Source organism: Ensifer sp. Root127 (assembly GCF_001425225.1).
GTDB lineage: Bacteria > Pseudomonadota > Alphaproteobacteria > Rhizobiales > Rhizobiaceae > Ensifer > Ensifer canadensis.
In genome coordinates, this window is sequence record NZ_LMDX01000001.1 from 56802 (window position 1) to 76823 (window position 20022).

Genomic DNA, 20022 nt, shown 5'->3' on the forward strand with positions numbered 1-20022 from the left:
GTTCTTTACATCGACGGAATGTCGCGGCATGCTGCCAGGGAACAAACAAGGTGTTCTCATGGCCAGCATCGAGCAGCTCAAAGACTTCATCGTGGAAGCCAAATCGAAGACATATGTCGGTGGCGGGATAACAAGCCCGCCATCGCGCGCGGGCTCGCGCGATATCGGCTACCAACGCGACCGGTGGCGGTATCTCGACAGTTACTTCGGTGGGACCGATTTCGCAGGACAGGAAACCGTCTGGTTCGAGGACGACACCCGCTGGGCCATGAATTATTTCGGCCGCGTCATCCGGCCCGATCTGATCGATGCGGAACGCGCCGGCATCGTCATCAAAGCCGCGCTCGATACCATGTATCGCGAGAAGCGGCACTTTCTCGGTGGAATGGAATATCGCCACGCCTACGGCTACTACATCGACAACAGCCGCGGCGACACCGGGCACTTTTCCGGACGTGAAGTCATCTTTGTCGACGGCGACGAAGCCTACGAACTCGACTATCGAGGTGGCCTCATCGTGCCTTAAACTAAAGGTTTCGCATCACATTGATATCGCGCGCTCCATTGGAAACGGGCTTTGACGCGAGCGTTATTTCAGCTCGACGACCTTGCCGTCCTCGATCGTCACCCGCCGGTCCATAAGCGATGCCAGCTCGTGATTGTGCGTGGCGATCAGGGCTGCAAGACCGGACTGGCGAGCCAATGCTTCGAGCGCTTCGAAGACGTATCCCGCAGTTTCCGGATCGAGATTGCCGGTCGGCTCATCGGCCAGCAATACCAAGGGAGCATTGGCAACGGCGCGGGCGATCGCCACGCGCTGCTGTTCGCCGCCTGAAAGCTCCGACGGGCGGTGATCGGCGCGGTTGCCGATACGCATGTAGTCGAGCAGCGCCCGCGCACGCTCGGCGGCCTCAGCCTTGCCAAGGCCGGCGATCAGCTGCGGCATCATGATGTTTTCGAGAGCGGTGAACTCCGGAAGCAGATGATGGAACTGGTAGACGAAACCGATCTCGTTGCGACGGATAGCGGTGCGCCTGTCGTCGTTGAGACCGTCGCAGGTCACGCCGTTGACCACGACCTTTCCGCCATCCGGCCGCTCCAGCAGGCCCGCAACATGCAGAAGCGTCGACTTGCCAGTGCCTGACGGCGCCACAAGCGCAACGGTCTCGCCGCTTTTCAGCGTGAAGTCCGCGCCCTTGAGGATCGAGAGGAAGGTGTCCCCCTGCCCGTAATTACGCTCGATGCCCGAAAGCTGCAGTGCCACGCGCGCATTCATTCAGATGATGTCCTTGTCATTCGTACCGCAGGGCCTGCACGGGATCGAGGCGCGAGGCGCGCCATGCCGGAAAGATCGTGGCAAGGAACGACAGGCTGAGGGCCATGACGACGACGAGGATCGTCTCGTCGGCGTTCATATCTGCCGGCAACTGGCTGAGGAAATAGAGCTCGGGGCTGAACAGCGTCGTGCCTGAAATCCAGGAGAAGAATTGGCGAATGGACTCAATGTTCAGGCAGACGACGACACCGAGCAGCACGCCGGCAACGGTTCCCGCCGCACCGATGGCAGCTCCAGTCATGAAGAAGATGCGCATGACGGAGCCGGAGGTCGCGCCCATCGTGCGAAGGATGGCGATGTCGCTCCCCTTGTCCTTCACCAGCATGATCAGTCCGGAAATGATGTTCAGCGCCGCGACCAGAACGATCAACGTCAGGATCATGAACATCACATTACGCTCGACCTCGAGCGCCGAGAAGAACGTCTTGTTGCGGTCGCGCCAATCGGTGATGAAGATCTGCCGCTCGGCAGCGTCCTCGACCGGCTTGCGCAAATCGTCGACCATATCGGGGTGCTCGACGAAGATCTCGATCTGCTGGGCCAAGCCTTCGGCATTGAAGAACAGCTGCGATTCCTCAAGCGGCATGAAGATGATCGACGCATCATATTCCGACATACCGATCTCGAAGATTGCCGAGACCGTATAGGCCTTGACCCGCGGGTTCATGCCCATCGGCGTGACGTCGCCGTTCGGCGATGTCAGCGTGATCGTGCCGCCCACCTGAATGCCGAGCTGCTCAGCCATACGTGAACCGATCGCCACGCCGGTGCCGGCGGCGAAGCCGACGAGATCGCCGGATTGAATATGGTCGGAGACCGACTTCATCTTGCTGAGGTCATCGGCGCGGATGCCGCGCACGAGCGCACCGGTCGAAGAATCGCCGACGCCCTGGGCCAGAACCTGGCCTTCGACCAGCGGGATCGCCATCGTCACACCCTTCACACCGGAAAAGCGGGTGGCGAGGTCGGGGTAATTGTTGAGCGGACCGTCGATCGGTTGCACGATCATGTGGCCATTGATGCCGAGGATGCGCGAGATGAGCTCGGTGCGAAAACCGTTCATCACCGCCATGACGATGATCAGCGTCGCGACGCCGAGCATGATGCCGATGAAGGAGAAGCCGGCGATCACCGAAATGAAGGCTTCCTTGCGCCGCGAACGCAGATAGCGCCAGGCGACCATGCGCTCAAAGGCGGAAAAAGGGCGGCTGGCGGACTTTGCAGACTGGCCAGCGGCCTGCACCTGATCTTCCGTCACGGCGGTCATCCTGCCTCCCCTTGCCTCACTTACTTCGTCGCGATCAGCTTGTTGAGGGCTGCCTCGACAGTCATGGTCTCGCGCTCACCGGTCTTGCGATCCTTGAGCTCGACTTCGCCGTTGGCGATAGAACGCGGTCCGACGATGATCTGGACAGGTACGCCGATAAGATCGGCAGAGGCGAACTTGGCGCCGGCGCGGTCGTCCGTATCGTCGAGCAGCGCATCGAATCCTGCGGCGCCGAGCTTCGAATAGAGCGTCTCGCAGGCTGCGTCGCAAGCGGCATCGCCCGCTTTCATGTTGATGATCACACCATCGAACGGCGAGATCGACTTCGGCCAGATGATGCCGTTGTCGTCATGCGACGCCTCGATGATCGCCGGAACCAGCCGTGTCGGGCCGATGCCGTAGGAGCCCATATGGACCGCGTGTTCCTTGCCATCCGGACCGAGAACCTTCGCGCCCATCGCCTCGGAATACTTGGTGCCGAAGTAGAAGATATGGCCGACTTCGATGCCGCGTGCCGACAGGCGATCGCCTTCGGCGACTTCGTTGAACGCCGCTTCGTCGTGCATTTCGGACGTGGCCGCGTAGCGCGAGGTCCACTTGTCGAAGATCGTCTTCAGACCAGCGACATCATCGAAATTGGTGTCTTCGCCGGGAATATCGAAGCCGAGGAAGTCCTTGTGGCAGAACACTTCGGATTCACCGGTTTCGGCGAGAATGATGAATTCATGGCTGAGATTGCCGCCAATCGGTCCGGTGTCGGCACGCATCGGAATGGCACGCAGCCCCATGCGCGAGAAGGTGCGCAGGTAAGCGGCGAACATCTTGTTATAGGCGTGCTCGGCACCTTCGCGGTCGAGATCGAAGGAATAGGCATCCTTCATCAGGAACTCGCGCGAGCGCATGGTGCCGAAGCGCGGACGGATCTCGTCGCGGAACTTCAGCTGGATATGGTAGAGATTGAGCGGCAGATTGCGGTAGGACTTCACGTAGGAACGGAAGACATCCGTGATCATTTCCTCATTGGTCGGACCATAGAGCATCGGCCGATCCTGGCGGTCCTTGATGCGCAGCATTTCCTTGCCATAGGCGTCATAACGGCCGCTCTCCTGCCAAAGCTCGGCGGACTGCAGCGTCGGCATCAAAAGCTCATTCGCGCCGGTGCGGTTCTGCTCTTCGCGAACGATCGCATTGACCTTGTCGAGAACCCGCTTTCCGAACGGCAGCCAGGTATAGATCCCCGAGGACTGCTGCCGGATCATGCCCGTCCGGAGCATAAGACGGTGGGAAACGATTTCCGCTTCCTTCGGATTTTCCTTCAAGATGGGCATGAAAAAGCGGGACAGGCGCATGACGGGTTCCAGAACTTGATGAACGTCGCACTATCGACGGATTCGGGCGAAATGACGTTGAGCTCAGGTACGCCGGTCTCGCCGAAAACAGGCAAAGGCGACCATTGCTTCTTGGGGTCGGCTCTCAAATTTCCGTCACCGACAAGTCGGCAGGAACCTTTCCGAGCCCTGCGTTCATAGCCGCTTCGCGCCCGGATGAAAACCCTGCTTGCAGAAGGAACCACACAGAGTGGATCGAGAGATTCGAAGGAGAACCGACAAGCCAAAAGCTGCGTCAAAAGAGCACGGTAGTAACAGTATTGCGACGATGCTTGTCAACGGAGAAATTTTATCCAACTGTAGCAAAAATGCAAAAAAATAAGGTGACATCGCCCAATGTTTGGGCTAATTTCGGCTCACAAAACAGGCATGAAGTCTAAATTCTTGCCGACTTTCGCGGTCAAGTCTTGGGAGGATAAGATCTTAGGCGCGCTTCGTCGCTGCCGCCGGAAACGGATTAAAGATCACGCGATACTTGAAAAACAAGGCTTTTAGCCTTGTTTTTTTTTGCCTTTCGCCAAGCGAACCCTCATCGGAGCACCCGGGCTTTCTTGAACTATGTCAATTTCGGGGCGGTCAATCGTAGGATTGCCCGGGTTTCGCGCAGAGAGGCACCCGAGAGAACTCTACGGGCCTGTGCAGCGGTAAATCGATAATACTTAACTGGGGATTGTGAGGAAGCGGACACGATCACTCGATATCCCTAGACGCCGAGCGCCCACATGCTTGCCGATGCTTGGCTCAATAGAACTTCGGATAGAAGCGCGGAATGCTGTCGATGCCGTAGCCGAGCCGCACCGACACAATGTACCAGGCAAGCTGGATGACCGCCGCGATTGCAGTTGTCAGCAGGATGACCCGTTTGGCACGGAACCGCGCCGGCGCGCTTTCGACAGTGCCGGGCACCACCTCGTTTTCCTCCGCCTGCGTGCGCACGCCAAGCGGCAGCACTGCAAACAGCGTCAGCCACCAGATAATGAAGTAGATGGCAAAGGTTGAAAAAAGCGGCATTTCCGGCTCCTGATGAAGACCTGTCCCGAACTGGCTACTGGCCCTCAACGGAACGATCCTCGCGATATTCTACTGCATAATTCCTTAAATCGGCATCGATTTAAGGAGAAAATTATGCAGCAAGTTTAAAGTGTTACAGCGTGCTGAGCGCGTCAAACTTGACGCGCGGCGCTGTAGCCCGCTTATAACGCCACCGGCGCGATCACACAAACCGGCATCGCGCGGTCAACTGTCACACCTGTTCAAGCTCGATCAACGTGCCTTGAAAATCCTTCGGGTGCAGAAAAAGCACCGGCTTGCCGTGAGCGCCGATCTTCGGCTCGCCGTCACCGAGAACCCGCGCGCCGGACGCCTTCAGCGTGTCACGGGCAGCAATGATGTCCTCGACCTCGTAGCAAATGTGATGCATGCCGCCGGACGGGTTCTTGGCGAGAAACGCCGCAATCGGCGAGGCATCGCCGAGCGGCTCCAGCAGTTCGACCTTGGTGTTGGGAAGCGCGACGAAAACGACGGTGACACCGTGCTCGGGCAAGGCTTGCGGCTCGGTCACCGAAGCGCCGAGCGTCACTCGGTAGCCCTCAGCAGCGGATGCCAGATCCGGCACGGCGATTGCCACATGGTTTACACGTCCAAGCATCGCGATCCTCCAACCTTCGGGCTGTTTTCAAGCCCCCGGACGTCTACAGCGCCGGGAGCCTGAAGGAAATCAGACTTTGGTGACGAACACGGTCACCACGGGCTTCTTGCCCCAGATCTGGTTGACGGTGCTACGCACGGCGCGGCGCACCGCCTCCTGCAGCATGGCCAGATCCTTGCGCTTGGCACGCGGGATGCTTTCGACAGCACCGAGCAGGGCGTCATAGAGCGTGTCTTCCATGTCCTCGCCCTCGTCGTCGAACTCGGGCAAGCCGATGGCAACGAGGTCAGGATCACCGAGGAAATCGTAGCGGTTGTCGAGCACGACGTTGACTGAGACATGTCCGGCAAAGGAGAGCTTGCGCCGCTCACCGATGCCCATTTCCTCGAAATCACCGATCAGCGAGCCATCCTTGTAGATCCGGCCATGCGGCGCAGTGTCGATGACTTCGGCCGGACCTGGCGCCAGCCGCAGCATATCGCCGTTGCGAAGCCGCGGAACGCTGGCGATACCCGACTGCAGGCCAAGTTCGGCATGCGCCGTCAGGTGTGCGGCCTCACCATGCACCGGCACGAGGATCTGCGGACGGACCCACTGGTACATCTGCTGCAGCTCGCTGCGACGCGGGTGGCCCGACACATGCACCAGCGCTTCACTGTCGGTGATGATGTGAATGCCCTGCTCGATCAGGCCGTTCTTGATGTCGTTGATCGCCTTCTCGTTACCGGGAATGGTACGCGACGAAAACACGACCGTATCGCCGGCGGAAAAGGCGACGTTGCGCATCTCGTCGCGGGCGATCTTGGCAAGTGCGGCACGGGGTTCGCCCTGGCTACCGGTCAGGATCACCACGACCTTGTCGCGCGGCACATAGCCGAACTCGTCTTCGGCGAGGAAAGGCTTGATGCCTTCCATCAGGCCGAGATCGCGGGCGACGGCGACGACGCGCTTCATCGAGCTGCCGAGAAGCAACACCTCGCGGCCCGCCTCTTCCGCAGCTTCCGCAATCGAGCGGATGCGCCCGACATTGGAAGAGAAGGTGGTGATCGCCACACGTCCTTCAGACTTGGAGATGATCTGCGTCAGGCTTGCCGAAACCTCCTGCTCGGACGGCGAGACCCCGTCACGAAGCGCATTGGTCGAATCGCAGACCAGCGCCAGCACGCCCTCGTCACCGATCTTGCGGAAGCGCTGCTCGTCGGTCAGGGGCCCGAGCGACGGCTGAAGATCGATCTTCCAGTCGCCGGTGTGAACGATCGCGCCAAGCGGCGTGCGGATGATCAGCGACATCGGCTCGGGGATCGAGTGGTTGACGCCGACCGCTTCGATTTCGAACGGGCCAACATTGATGCGGTCGCCCTGCTTGAAGATCGTTATCGGGATTTCGCCGCGGCTCCTTTCGAAGTCGCGTTTCGCCTCAAGCATGCCCGCGGTAAACGGCGAGGCATAGACCGGTACGTTCAACCCCGGCCAAAGATCGTTGAGACCACCATAGTGATCCTCGTGGGCATGGGTGATGATGATGCCCTTGAGATTGCGGCGTTCTTCCGCCAGGAAACTGATATCGGCCAGAACCAGATCCACTCCCGGCAGCTCCGGCCCCGGGAAGGTGACGCCGCAATCGACCATTATCCACTGTCGATGACCGGGTTTGCCATAGCCATAGAGGCCGAGGTTCATCCCGATTTCACCGACGCCGCCGAGCGGCAAGAACACCAGTTCTTCTTCTTGCGCCATGTTTTTGATGCGCCCTTGTTTTGATTATCCGAAAAATACGTCGCCGGCGGCGATCGTCTGCATCGTGTCCGAGCCCGTATCGAGCATCAGCCGGCCGTCCTGATCAATACCGGCAAAGCGGCCGGAAAGCGACCGATCCGGCAGGTTCACCGTAATGGTCTCGCCGATGCCGCGCGCTGCCGCCCGCCATTGGTCTATGATGTGTGCCACACCCCTGCCCTGGTCCCAAACGGAGAGCGTTTCGGCCATGGTCAGGAAAAGGTGGGCAAACAAGTCGTCCGGCGATACCGACGCCCCTTCGTTGCGAAGCGAAGTCACCGGGTAGAGTGCCTCGTCGGGCATGACGGCGATGTTGATGCCGCAGCCGATGACCAGCGCGCGACGTCCGTCTGCAAGACTCTCGCCTTCAAGCAGGATGCCGCAAGTCTTCTTGCCGTCGATGAGGATATCGTTCGGCCATTTGATCTCGACCGGAGCGCCGGCCAGCGGCATTACCTGTCGGATGGCCCTGTGAACCGCCACTGCCACTGCCAGCGGCAGCGAGTGCAGCAGCTCGATCGGAGCCGGCTCGATCAAGAGGAGCGAAGCATAGAGATTGCCGGGCTCTGAAAACCAGGCCCTACCGCGTCGACCACGTCCACCTGTCTGGCGGGCGGCGGTGATCCAGAGATTTCCCCTGTCCCCCTCGCGCGCCCGCACCAGGCATTCGCTGTTGGTCGAACCGACTTCATTGAGAGCGACGTGCCGGAAATCGTCGAGCGAAACCCGGCCGCCGCCTTCAAGGCCTATCAAAAGAAGGTCCGAGCCGCGACTTCAGCGGCGTTGCCGAGCGGACCACCGATCAGGACGTAGCCAAGCACGAACAGGCCCGAGAGACCGAAAACCAGGCGAAGCTCGCCGGCCGTCCGGGCAAACTCGCCCTTGGCATCGTCGAACCACATCACCTTGATGACACGCAGGTAGTAGTAGGCGCCGACGACCGAAGCGAGCACGCCGATGATGGCAAGCGCATAGAGATGGGCTTCGATAGCCGCCATGAACACGAAGTACTTCCCGAAGAAGCCTGCCATCGGCGGGATGCCGGCGAGCGAGAACATCAGGATGGTAAGGACCGTGGCCATGAAGGGGTTGGTCTGCGACAGGCCAGCGAGATCGTCGACGCTTTCGACGTTCTCGCCATCCTTGCGGCGCATGGCGAGGATGCAGGCGAAGGTGCCGAGCGTCATGACCATGTAGATGAGCATGTAGAGCAGAACGCCGCGAACGCCCGCCATAGAGCCGGCGGCGAGACCGACGAGCGCGTAGCCCATGTGACCGATGGAGGAATAGGCCATCAGGCGCTTGATGTTCTTCTGGCCGATCGCCGCAAAGGCTCCGAGCAGCATCGAAGCGATCGAGATGAAGACGACGATCTGTTGCCACTGGACAACGACCGGCTCGAACGCGTTGATGACGATGCGAACGAAGATGGCCATGGCGGCAACCTTCGGGGCCGCGGCGAAGAATGCGGTGACCGGCGTCGGCGCACCTTCATAAACATCCGGCGTCCACATGTGGAACGGAACGGCAGAAATCTTGAATGCAAGGCCGGCAAGGATGAAGACCAGTCCGAAGATCAGGCCGAGCGACGGCGTGCCCGTAGTCGTCAATGCAGCGGCAATCTCGTCAAAGCCGGTGTGGCCGGTGAAGCCGTAGACCAGCGACATGCCATAAAGCAGCATGCCCGAAGACAGCGCGCCGAGGACGAAATACTTCAGGCCGGCTTCCGTCGAACGGATGCTGTCACGGTTGATGGCGGCTACGACGTAGAGCGCCAGCGACTGCAATTCCAGCGACAGGTACAGCGACATCAGGTCGTTGGCCGAGATCATCAGGAGCATTCCGAGGGTGGCGAGCACCAGCAGCACCGGGAACTCGAAACGATCGATCTGCGCGGAACGGGCATGGCCGACCGTCATCACCATGGCGGTGATCGAGCCGATCAGCGCCAGCACCTTCATGAACTTGGCGAAGGGATCGGACAGGAAGGCGCCGCCGTAAGCTTCGCCCTCGCCCGTCTTCAGGACGAGCCAGAGGCCGGCGATGGTGAGAAGGGCAACCGCAAGGCCGGTGACGGTCGAGGTCGACTTTTCACCGGCGAACACGCCGATCATCAAGAGCGCCATCGCGCCGACCGCGAGGATCAACTCGGGGATCGAGAGCTGCAGGCTAGCGAGGAGGATTTCAGCAGTCATGTCCAATCACGTCCTGTGGTCATTGCACCGAAAGCGCAACGTTTTGCGCTGCCTGCAGGGCTGCGGAGTAGTTGTTGACGAGCAGATCCACGGAGGCTGCGGTCGCATCGAAGATCGGCGCCGGATAGACACCGAAGAAGATCGTCAGGATCACCAGCGGGTAAAGGATCGCCTTCTCGCGAGCCGAAAGATCGAGCAGAGCCTTCAGGCTTTCCTTTTCCAGCGCACCGAAGATCACTCGGCGGTAGAGCCAGAGCGCGTAGGCAGCCGAGAGAATAACGCCGCTCGTTGCAAAGAACGCAACCCAGGTATTGACGCGGAAGACGCCGACGAGCGTCAGCACTTCGCCGACGAAGCCTGATGTGCCGGGTAGGCCGACGTTGGCCATGGTGAACACCATGAAGGCGACGGCGTATTTCGGCATGTTGTTGACGAGGCCGCCATAGGCCGAGATCTCGCGGGTGTGCAGCCGGTCATAGACGACGCCGACGCAAAGGAAGAGCGCGCCGGAGACGATGCCGTGCGACAGCATCTGGAAAATCGCACCCTGAACACCCTGCGTATTGGCCGCGAAGATACCCATCGTCACGTAACCCATATGTGCGACGGACGAATAGGCGATCAGTTTCTTGATGTCGGTCTGCATCATCGCCACCAGCGAGGTGTAGATGATCGCGATGACCGACAGCGTGAAGACGAAGGGCGCGAAATAGTCGGACGCCAGCGGGAACATCGGCAGCGAGAAGCGCACGAAGCCGTAACCGCCAAGCTTCAGGAGGATGGCGGCCAGGATGACCGAACCCGCCGTCGGCGCCTGAACGTGCGCGTCGGGAAGCCAGGTGTGCACCGGCCACATCGGCATCTTCACCGCGAAGGAAGCGAAGAAGGCGAGCCATAACCACGTCTGCATCTCACGCGGGAAGTTGTAGGCGAGAAGTTCAGTGATGTCGGTGGTACCGGCCTGCCAGTACATCGCCATGATGGCGAGCAACATCAGCACCGAGCCGAGCAGCGTGTAGAGGAAGAACTTGTAGCTCGCATAGACGCGATCCTTGCCGCCCCAGACACCGATGATGAGGAACATCGGAATGAGGCCGGCTTCGAAGAACACGTAGAACAGCACGATGTCGAGCGACACGAACACGCCGATCATGAACGTTTCCAGGATCAGGAACGCGATCATGTATTCCTTCAGCCGCTTTTCGACCGAGAACCAGCTTGCGAGCACGCAGAACGGCATCAGGAAGGCAGAGAGAACGACGAAGAGCACCGAGATGCCGTCGACGCCGAGATGATAGGAAATCCCGGTGCCGAGCCATTCGTGCTTCTCGGTCATCTGGAAACCCGGGTTCGAGCTATCGAACTGGTACCAGATATAGACCGACACGGCGAACGTGAAGAGCGTCGTCAGCAGCGATACGTTCAGGATGTTGCGGCGGCCGTAGGCGCTGTCTTCTCTTGTCAGCAAGAGAAGCAGGACGCCGACGAGCGGCATGAAGGTGACCGCGGAAAGTACGGGCCAATCGGTCATCAGAAGGAACTCCCGAGCATCATCCATGTAACGAGCGCAGCAATGCCGATCAGCATGGCGAACGCGTAGTGATAGAGGTAACCGGTCTGCAGCCGGACCACACGATCGGTGACATCAAGCACGCGTGCCGCAATTCCGTTAGGGCCAAGGCCGTCGATGACCCGGCCGTCGCCTTCCTTCCACAGGAAGACGCCGAGGCGCTTGGCCGAGCGTACGAACAGGAAGTCGTATAGCTCGTCGAAGTACCACTTGTTGAGCAGGAACTGGTAGAGGCCGCGATGCTGTTCCGCCAGGTACTTCGGCAGCTCAGGCCGACGGATGTACATGTACCAGGCCGTGAAGAGACCAAGCGCCATGGCGCAGAACGGGCTCCACTTAACCCACAGCGGAACGTGGTGGTACTCATGGAGGATTTCGTTTTCAGCCGAGGTGAACAACGCACCCTTCCAGAACTCGGCATAGCCCTCGCCGAAGAAGTGGTCGTGGAACAGGAAGCCTGCGAGCAGAGCACCGGCAGCCAGGATGTAGAGCGGCACCAGCATGACCTGAGGTGATTCATGGACGTGATGCATGACATCCGACGAAGCGCGTGGCTTGCCGTGGAAGGTCATGAAGGTCAGGCGCCAGGAATAGAAACTGGTGAACAGAGCGGCGATCACCAGCATCGCAAAGGCAAAGCCCGAAACGATGCTGTGCGAAGCGAACGTCGATTCGATGATGGCATCCTTCGAGAAGAAGCCGGCCGTACCGATGACGGTGCCGGGGATGCCGACGCCGGTGAGCGCGATCGTGCCGATGAACATCATCCTATAGGTGACCTTAATATGCTTCCGCAGGCCACCCATGTAACGCATATCCTGTTCGCCATCGACGGCGTGAATGACCGAACCTGCACCCAAGAAAAGGAGAGCCTTGAAGAAGGCGTGCGTGAACAGATGAAAGATGGCCGCGCCATAGGCGCCGACGCCGAGGGCCACGAACATGTAGCCAAGCTGCGAACAGGTCGAATAGGCGATGACGCGCTTGATGTCGTTCTGGACCAGACCGACGGTTGCGGCGAAGAAGGCCGTGATCGCGCCGATCAGCGTGACGACCGTCAGTGCAGTCGGCGACAGCTCAAACAGCGGCGACATGCGAGCGACAAGGAAGACGCCGGCGGTGACCATGGTTGCGGCGTGAATGAGGGCCGAAACCGGGGTCGGGCCTTCCATCGCGTCCGGAAGCCAGGTGTGCAGCAGGAACTGAGCCGACTTGCCCATCGCGCCCATGAAGAGCAGCAGGCATGCGGCCGTGATGGCATCTGCCTTGTCGAGGTGCATGCCGAACAGCGTAACAACCGCCTCCCCTGCTGCGGCACCTTCGGCCGGCAGGTAGGTCTGGGCTGCTGCAAAGATGGTTTCGAGGTTGACCGAACCGAACAGCACGAAGACGAGGAAGATGCCAAGCGAGAAACCGAAGTCGCCAACGCGGTTGACGATGAACGCCTTCATCGCCGCCGCGTTCGCCGACGGCTTCTTATACCAGAAGCCGATCAGCAGGTAGGATGCGAGACCCACGCCTTCCCAGCCGAAGAACATCTGCACCAGGTTGTCCGACGTGATCAGCATCAACATCGCGAAGGTGAAGAGCGACAGATAGGCGAAGAAACGCGGACGATGCGGATCGTGGTGCATATAGCCGATCGAATAGACATGCACGAGCGTCGACACTGTGTTGACGACCACGAACATGACTGCGGTCAGCGTGTCGACGCGGAACGCCCATTCGACGTCGAAGCCGCCGGACTGGATCCAGCGCAGCACCGAAACCTTGATCAGTTCCTGCTCGCCCATCGCGACGTCGAAGAAGACGTACCACGACAATGCGGCGGCGATGATCATCAGTCCGCTGGTGACATATTCAGAAGCCTTGGCGCCGATCGAAGTGCCGAAAAGGCCGGCGACCAGAAAGCCAATCAAAGGCAGGAAGACGATAGCCTTGATGATGGTATCCATAGCCCAATCAGCCCTTCATCATGTTGACGTCTTCAACAGCGATCGAGCCGCGGTTGCGGTAGAAGACGACGAGAATTGCAAGCCCGATGGCGGCTTCCGCGGCCGCGACGGTCAGAATGAACAGAGCAAAGACCTGGCCAGTGATGTCGTTCAGGAACGACGAGAAGGCGACCATGTTGATGTTGACCGCAAGCAGGATCAGTTCGACCGACATCAGGATGACGATGACGTTCTTCCGGTTCAGGAAGATGCCGAAGACACCAAGCGTGAACAGGATGGCGCTGACGGTGAGATAGTGGGAAATTCCGATTTCCATTTTTTGGTTCCTCGACCTCGCGTCCGAATTAAATGCCCTGCCCGGGCTTGACCGTGATCACCTCGACGGCGGTCTCGGGCGTGCGGGCAACCTGCTGCGGAATGCTCTGGCGCTTGATGTTCGTGCGGTGGCGCAGCGTGAGGACGATGGCGCCGATCATGGCGACCAACAGCACAAGGCCCGCGATCTGGAAGAAGTAGACGTAGTGGGTATAGAGCACGTCGCCGAGTGCGGCGGTGTTCGTCCGGTCGGCAACCGCCGGGATCGGCATCGAGATGCCCTTGGCAATCTCCGGCGAGAAGGTCGCGCCGCCGACGACGATGATCAGTTCGGCAGCCAGGATCAGACCGATCAGCGCACCGACGGGCGCATATTCAAGCACGCCGGCTCTGAGTTCGGCGAAATCGATATCGAGCATCATGACGACGAACAGGAAGAGCACCGCAACCGCGCCGACATAGACCACGAGCAGGATCATCGCCAGGAACTCGGCGCCAGCCAGCAGGAACAGGCCCGCCGAATTGAAGAAGGTCAGGATCAGGAACAGCACCGAATAAACGGGGTTCCTGGCCGCAATGACCATAAATGCCGATGCCACCGCGATGAAGGCAAAGAGATAGAAAAAAAGAACCTGCAGACCCATGATCGGTGCCTTTTTCGTCTTGCACGGCGTGAGGCTCTTGCAGCCCCCACTCCACTGGCAAAGCCGGACTGATGTCCGGCCTTTGCCCCAAACTGTTTCACATGTGCCGCCTTGAAGGGCGACACCACGCATCGGCCTCAGCGATAGGGCGAGTCCATTGCGATGTTGCGTGCGATTTCCCGCTCCCAACGGTCGCCATTGGCGAGGAGCTTGTCTTTGTCGTAGTACAGCTCTTCACGCGTCTCGGTGGCGAATTCGAAGTTCGGTCCCTCGACGATGGCGTCGACCGGACAGGCTTCCTGGCAGAAACCGCAATAGATGCACTTCACCATGTCGATGTCGTAGCGCACCGTGCGGCGGGTGCCGTCGTTGCGGCGCGGGCCGGCCTCGATGGTGATGGCCTGGGCAGGACAGATCGCCTCGCAGAGCTTGCAGGCGATGCAGCGCTCTTCGCCGTTCGGATAACGGCGCAGGGCGTGTTCGCCACGGAAGCGCGGGCTGACCGGCCCCTTTTCGAAGGGGTAGTTCAACGTCGCCTTCGGCTTGAAGAAGTAGCGCATCGACAGAAAGAACGCGCCGACGAATTCCTTGAGGAACAGCGAGCTGACGGCTTGCGAAAGACCGGCCATCATTTACCTCCAGACTTGCCGGCCTGGGAGCGGCCAGCGGTATGCAACCGAGCGAAAGCCAGCATCATGCAGCTCCCGTCAGCTTGAGAACGAATGCAGTGATCACGACCATTGCCAGAGAAATCGGCAGGAAGACCTTCCAGCCGAGACGCATCAGCTGGTCGTAGCGGTAACGCGGAACGAAAGCCTTCACCATCGCGAACATGAAGAACACGAAGGATGCCTTGAGAACGAACCAGATGATGCCCGGGACCCAGTTGAGGAACCAGACGTCAACCGGAGGCAGCCAGCCGCCGAGGAAGAGAATGGTCGTCAGCGCGCACATCAGGCAGATGGCGGCATACTCGCCGAGCATGAACATCATGTAAGGCGTGGAGCCGTATTCGACCATGAAGCCGGCGACGAGTTCGGATTCCGCTTCCGGCAGATCGAAGGGCGGGCGGTTCGTTTCAGCCAGCGCCGAAATGAAGAACACGATGAACATCGGGAACAGTGCGAGCCAGTGCCAGTCGAGGAACGATGCGGGCAGACCCAAGTTCGTACCGATGCCGTTGCTCTGCGCATTGACGATATCAGTCAGGTTCAGCGAACCCACGCACAACAGGACGGTGACGATGACGAAGCCGATCGAGACTTCGTAAGACACCATCTGCGCGGCAGAACGAAGCGCGCCGAGGAAGGGATATTTGGAGTTCGACGCCCAGCCACCCATGATGATGCCATAAACTTCAAGAGAAGATATGGCGAACACGAAGAGGATGCCGACGTTGATATTCGCGATCACCCAGCCGGCATTGAGCGGAATAACCGCCCAGGCGGCGAGCGCCAGCGTCACGGAGACGAGCGGCGCGAGCAGAAAGATTGCCTTGTTTGCGCCAGCCGGAATCACCGGCTCCTTGAAGACGAACTTCAAAAGGTCGGCAAAGGACTGGAAAAGACCCCAGGGGCCCACCACATTCGGACCACGGCGAAGCTGGACAGCAGCCCAGATCTTGCGGTCGGCCAGCAGAACGTAGGCGATGAAAAGCAGCAGCGCGACCAGCAGCAGCAGCGACTGGGCGACCATGATGATCGCAGGCCAGACATAGGTCGAAACGAAAGCGTCCATGATACTCTATTCCCTCGCGCTCATTCCGCCGCAGCTTTGAAGTTGTTGCGTGCCAAAGCCGAGCATTCGGCCATGACGGCGGATGCGCGCGCTATCGGGTTCGTCAAATAGAAGTCTTTGACCGGAGACGCAAACACGGATTTGCCCATCTCACCGGCTTTTTGAGCAAGTGCGGCAATTTCGTCGCCACTGCCGACGGCAATCGCGTCGACATCGGCGAAATGCGGCTGCGCGGCGTAAAGCTTCGAGCGTAATTCGCCAAGCGAATCAAAGGGCAGCTTCTTGCCGAGAACGTCGGAGAGCGCACGGATGATCGCCCAGTCCTCGCGGGCGTCGCCCGGAGCGAAGCCGGCACGGTTGCCGATCTGCACGCGGCCCTCGGTGTTGACCCAGGTGCCGGATTTTTCGGTGTAGGTGGCGGCGGGCAGGATGACGTCGGCAGCGTGGGCGCCATTGTCGCCATGCGAACCGATATAGACAGTGAAGCCGGACTTGCGGCCAGCAAGATCGATCTCGTCGGCGCCGAGCAGGAAGAGAACGTCAGTGGCCGAAACCATTTCGGCGGCCGTCTTGCCGTTCTTGCCCGGGACGAAGCCGAGGTCGAGACCACCGACGCGGGACGCTGCGGTGTGCAGAACGGCAAAGCCGTTCCAGTCGGCCGTCACTGCGCCGACAAGCTTGGCGGCAGCGGCGAGAACGGCGGCACCGCCCTCCCCTGCAACGGCGCCCTGGCCGATGATGATCATCGGACGCTGCGCCTTCTTCAAGGTCGCAGCGAACTTGCCCTTGCCGGACACGAGTTCGGCCAGCGTGTCGGTGCCTGCACCGAGGTATTCGTATTCGTAGCGCAGTTCACCCTGCTCGCCGATGACGGCGATCGGGAAATTGCCCATCCGGTAACGCTTGCGGATGCGTGCGTTGAGAACGGATGCTTCGAAGCGCGGGTTCGAGCCGATGATCAGCAGCGCGTCGGCGCTCTCGATCCCCTGAATGGTCGGGTTGAAGATGTAGCTGGCGCGGCCGAGCGACGGATCGAGCGCTGCACCATCCTGGCGGCAGTCGACGTTTTCGGAACCGAGCGAAGCAAGCAGTTCCTTCAGCGCGTACATTTCTTCTACGGAAGCAAGGTCACCGGCGATGGCGCCGATCTTGTCGCCGGAGGTCGCTGCAACGGCAGCCTTGACCGCCTGGAACGCTTCGCTCCACGTTGCAGCCTGCAGACGGCCGTCCTTCTTGACATAAGGACGGTCGAGACGCTGAGTCTTCAGGCCGTCCCAGATGAAGCGGCTCTTGTCGGAGATCCACTCTTCGTTGATGTCCTCGTTGACGCGCGGCATGATGCGCATCACTTCGCGGCCACGGGTATCGACGCGGATGGCCGAACCGAGCGCGTCCATCACGTCGATCGATTCGGTCTTGTTCAGTTCCCACGGACGCGCCGTGAAGGCGAACGGCTTGGAGGTCAGCGCGCCGACCGGGCAGAGGTCAACGACATTGCCCTGAAGCTCGGAGGTCATGGCCTGTTCAAGATAGGTAGTGATCTCGGCGTCTTCGCCGCGGCCGATCAGGCCGAGTTCGGCAATGCCGGCCACTTCCGTGGTGAAACGGACGCAGCGCGTGCAATGGATGCAACGGTTCATCACCGTCTTGACCAACGGGCCGATATACTTGTCTTCGACAGCGCGCTTGTTTTCCTGGTAGCGCGAACTATCGATGCCGAAGGCCATCGCCTGGTCCTGCAAGTCGCATTCGCCACCCTGGTCGCAGATCGGGCAATCGAGCGGATGGTTGATCAGCAGGAATTCCATGACGCCTTCGCGCGCCTTCTTGACCATCGGTGTGGTCGTGAAGACTTCCGGCGTCTCGCCGTTCGGACCCGGACGAAGGTCGCGCACACCCATGGCACAGGAGGCGGCGGGCTTTGGTGGCCCTCCCTTCACCTCGATCAGACACATGCGGCAGTTGCCGGCGACCGACAGCCGCTCATGGAAACAGAAGCGCGGAACCTCGGCGCCGGCTTCTTCGCACGCCTGAAGCAGCGTGAAATGATCCGGGACCTCGATCTCTTTTCCGTCGACTTTCAGCTTTGCCATCTTCGTACTCAATCCTGTCTTCCATCCGTCCACCTTGAGGCGACGGACAATTCCAACACAGCCATGCTGCTTGCCGGTGGCGACCTCTGCCGGTCACCGCCTCTTATTCTTTTGCGCCTTTCAGCGCCTTTGCCTGCTTTACCCAGTCGTCGCGCAGAATACGTCCGCCAAAGCCCAGTTCGTCGTCGAAGCGGGCAATGTCGGCGTCACTCCAGGCGGCGATATCGGCGAACCGGCGAATGCCCTTGCCGTTCAGGACCTGCTCGAGCTTCGGGCCGATGCCGGAAATCCGCTTGAGGTCGTCGGCGGTGCGGGTCTTGGACCGCGAAGCTGCCGGCGCCTTCACGCGCTCCGCCAGCTTGTTCTCAGCCTTCGGCTTTGATACCGCGCCTTTCTTGGCGACTACCGGCTTCACCGTCTCTTGCGGCATTGCTTCTGCCTGAACCGGAGCTGCTTGGGTCGGAACGACCCCAGCCGGGGCGTCTGCCTGCATCTGGCCAGCCAAGGCCGAGCCCTTCTGCAGCGCTTCGACGGCGCCCTGCATCGCGCCGAACATAACGCCGGCGATGTGGCTCGACAGACCGAAACCAAGCGCGGTGGCAGCTGCCACGGCGCCTGCCGGATGCGCCATCAGCGGATGCAGCGGCACTTTGGGCATGGTCTTCATCCATTCGGCCATGCCGAACGGATCGGCCGGATCACTGCCAAGCGGACGTGCGGACGGAATGCCGCTCTCGGCCTCTCCCCTCACCTGTCCATCCTTGCGTGTGCCGGCCATGGCCCGTTACTCCGCCGCTTCCAGCACCGCGCCGTGCGACGTCGCGTTGCGGGTGTATTCGTCGATGCGCTTTTCGATCTCCGGACGGAAGTTGCGGATCAGGCCCTGGATCGGCCAGGCGGCCGCATCACCCAGAGCACAGATCGTGTGACCTTCGATCTGCTTGGTGACGTCGAACAGCATGTCGATCTCGCGCTTCTGGGCGCGGCCCTGCACCATGCGTTCCATCACGCGCCACATCCAGCCGGTGCCTTCGCGGCACGGCGTGCACTGGCCGCAGCTCTCGTGCTTGAAGAAAGCCGAGATGCGGGCAATTGCCTTGATGATGTCCGTGGAGCGATCCATGACGATGGCAGCCGCCGTGCCGAAGGACGATTTGACTTCACGAAGCCCGTCGAAATCCATCGGGCAGTCAATGATGTCTTCCGCCTTGACCACCGGGCACGATGCGCCGCCGGGAATGACCGCCAGCAGGTTGTCCCAGCCGCCGCGAATGCCACCGGCATGCTTGTCGACGAGTTCACGGAAGGTGATGCCCATCGCTTCTTCGACCGTGCACGGCTTGTTGACGTGACCGGAGAGCATGAACAGCTTGGTGCCGACGTTGTTCGGACGGCCGATCGACGAGAACCAGCCAGCGCCGCGGCGCAGGATCGTCGGGGCAACTGCGATCGACTCGACGTTGTTGACGGTCGTCGGGCAGCCGTAGAGACCCATGTTCGCCGGGAACGGCGGCTTCAGGCGCGGCTGGCCCTTCTTGCCTTCAAGGCTTTCGAGCAGCGCGGTTTCTTCGCCGCAGATGTAGGCGCCGGCGCCGTGGTGGACGTAGATGTCCATGTCCCAGCCCAGCTTGTTGTTCTTGCCGAGCAGGCCGGCGTCGTAGCATTCGTCGATCGCAGCCTGCAGCGCCTCCCGCTCGCGGATATATTCACCGCGCACGTAGATGTATGCGGTGTGCGCACCCATGGCGAAGCTGGCGATGACGCAGCCTTCGATCAGGGTGTGCGGATCGTGACGCATGATGTCACGGTCCTTGCAGGTGCCCGGTTCGGATTCGTCGGCGTTGACGACCAGATAGTGCGGACGCCCGTCGCTTTCCTTCGGCATGAAGGACCACTTGAGACCGGTCGGGAAGCCTGCGCCGCCACGACCGCGAAGACCCGAAGCCTTCATCTCGTTGACGATCCAGTCGCGACCCTTTTCGAGGATCTGCTTGGTGCCATCCCAATGGCCGCGGCTCATCGCGCCCTTGAGAGACTTATCCTTGAGGCCGTAGATATTGGTAAAGATGCGATCTTCATCTCTGAGCATGGTTCACCT

The 20022-nt window shown here is 60.4% G+C and carries 18 protein-coding genes; 1 reads left to right on the forward strand and 17 read right to left on the reverse strand.

The features are described from left to right. The first annotated feature begins 58 nt into the window (after positions 1-58). Positions 59-526, forward strand: a complete 468-nt coding sequence (locus ASD03_RS00270) for a DUF5680 domain-containing protein (protein ID WP_025426603.1) — start codon at positions 59-61, stop codon at positions 524-526. A 63-nt stretch (positions 527-589) separates the two neighbouring features. Here the strand turns inward: ASD03_RS00270 and ASD03_RS00275 are convergent, their stop codons facing one another. From ASD03_RS00275 to nuoF, 17 genes are all read right to left on the reverse strand, one after another. Next, positions 590-1276 (reverse strand): ABC transporter ATP-binding protein, encoded by a 687-nt coding sequence (locus tag ASD03_RS00275; protein WP_057212383.1) that lies wholly within the window; start codon positions 1274-1276, stop codon positions 590-592. Between the two features lie 16 nt (positions 1277-1292). Continuing rightward, the gene (locus tag ASD03_RS00280; RefSeq protein ID WP_025426601.1) at positions 1293-2603 is read right to left on the reverse strand and encodes a lipoprotein-releasing ABC transporter permease subunit; all 1311 of its coding nucleotides are present in this window, start codon (positions 2601-2603) and stop codon (positions 1293-1295) included. A 20-nt stretch (positions 2604-2623) separates the two neighbouring features. Continuing rightward, positions 2624-3952, reverse strand: a complete 1329-nt coding sequence (gene proS / locus ASD03_RS00285) for a proline--tRNA ligase (RefSeq protein WP_025426600.1) — start codon at positions 3950-3952, stop codon at positions 2624-2626. Between the two features lie 780 nt (positions 3953-4732). Next, positions 4733-5002 (reverse strand): DUF1467 family protein, encoded by a 270-nt coding sequence (locus ASD03_RS00290; protein WP_025426599.1) that lies wholly within the window; start codon positions 5000-5002, stop codon positions 4733-4735. Positions 5003-5234: 232 nt separating this feature from the next. Beyond that, positions 5235-5639: a methylmalonyl-CoA epimerase gene (gene mce, locus ASD03_RS00295; protein WP_025426598.1), complete on the reverse strand. Its 405-nt coding sequence runs from the start codon at positions 5637-5639 to the stop codon at positions 5235-5237. 69 nt (positions 5640-5708) lie between these two features. Next, complete coding sequence (locus tag ASD03_RS00300; protein WP_057212384.1) at positions 5709-7376, reverse strand: ribonuclease J; 1668 nt, start codon at positions 7374-7376, stop codon at positions 5709-5711. 24 nt (positions 7377-7400) lie between these two features. Next, positions 7401-8165, reverse strand: a complete 765-nt coding sequence (locus ASD03_RS00305) for a biotin--[acetyl-CoA-carboxylase] ligase (RefSeq protein ID WP_162249774.1) — start codon at positions 8163-8165, stop codon at positions 7401-7403. Beyond that, a complete protein-coding gene (gene nuoN, locus ASD03_RS00310; protein WP_025426595.1) occupies positions 8165-9610 on the reverse strand; it encodes an NADH-quinone oxidoreductase subunit NuoN in 1446 nt (481 codons plus the stop codon). Before nuoN ends, ASD03_RS00305 begins: the two co-directional genes overlap by 1 nt. A 19-nt stretch (positions 9611-9629) precedes the next feature. Further along, positions 9630-11141 carry an NADH-quinone oxidoreductase subunit M gene (locus tag ASD03_RS00315; RefSeq protein WP_057211424.1) on the reverse strand — a complete coding sequence of 504 codons (1512 nt, stop codon included), beginning with the start codon at positions 11139-11141 and terminating at the stop codon, positions 9630-9632. Then, the gene (nuoL, locus tag ASD03_RS00320; protein ID WP_025426593.1) at positions 11141-13135 is read right to left on the reverse strand and encodes an NADH-quinone oxidoreductase subunit L; all 1995 of its coding nucleotides are present in this window, start codon (positions 13133-13135) and stop codon (positions 11141-11143) included. The genes ASD03_RS00315 and nuoL overlap by 1 nt, the downstream gene beginning before the upstream one ends. 7 nt (positions 13136-13142) lie before the next feature. Continuing rightward, complete coding sequence (gene nuoK, locus ASD03_RS00325) at positions 13143-13451, reverse strand: NADH-quinone oxidoreductase subunit NuoK (protein WP_025426592.1); 309 nt, start codon at positions 13449-13451, stop codon at positions 13143-13145. Between the two features lie 28 nt (positions 13452-13479). Then, complete coding sequence (locus ASD03_RS00330; protein WP_025426591.1) at positions 13480-14094, reverse strand: NADH-quinone oxidoreductase subunit J; 615 nt, start codon at positions 14092-14094, stop codon at positions 13480-13482. 137 nt (positions 14095-14231) lie between these two features. Continuing rightward, a complete protein-coding gene (nuoI, locus tag ASD03_RS00335) occupies positions 14232-14723 on the reverse strand; it encodes an NADH-quinone oxidoreductase subunit NuoI (RefSeq protein ID WP_025426590.1) in 492 nt (163 codons plus the stop codon). 64 nt (positions 14724-14787) lie between these two features. After that, positions 14788-15831, reverse strand: coding sequence for an NADH-quinone oxidoreductase subunit NuoH (nuoH, locus tag ASD03_RS00340; protein WP_025426589.1), 1044 nt, complete (start codon positions 15829-15831; stop codon positions 14788-14790). A gap of 20 nt (positions 15832-15851) precedes the next feature. Next, positions 15852-17924: an NADH-quinone oxidoreductase subunit NuoG gene (gene nuoG, locus ASD03_RS00345; RefSeq protein ID WP_025426588.1), complete on the reverse strand. Its 2073-nt coding sequence runs from the start codon at positions 17922-17924 to the stop codon at positions 15852-15854. Between the two features lie 103 nt (positions 17925-18027). Next, entirely contained in the window at positions 18028-18702 is a 675-nt protein-coding gene (locus ASD03_RS00350; protein ID WP_025426587.1) for an NADH:ubiquinone oxidoreductase, read from the reverse strand. 6 nt (positions 18703-18708) lie between these two features. Further along, positions 18709-20013 carry an NADH-quinone oxidoreductase subunit NuoF gene (gene nuoF / locus ASD03_RS00355; RefSeq protein WP_025426586.1) on the reverse strand — a complete coding sequence of 435 codons (1305 nt, stop codon included), beginning with the start codon at positions 20011-20013 and terminating at the stop codon, positions 18709-18711. Positions 20014-20022: the final 9 nt, after the last annotated feature.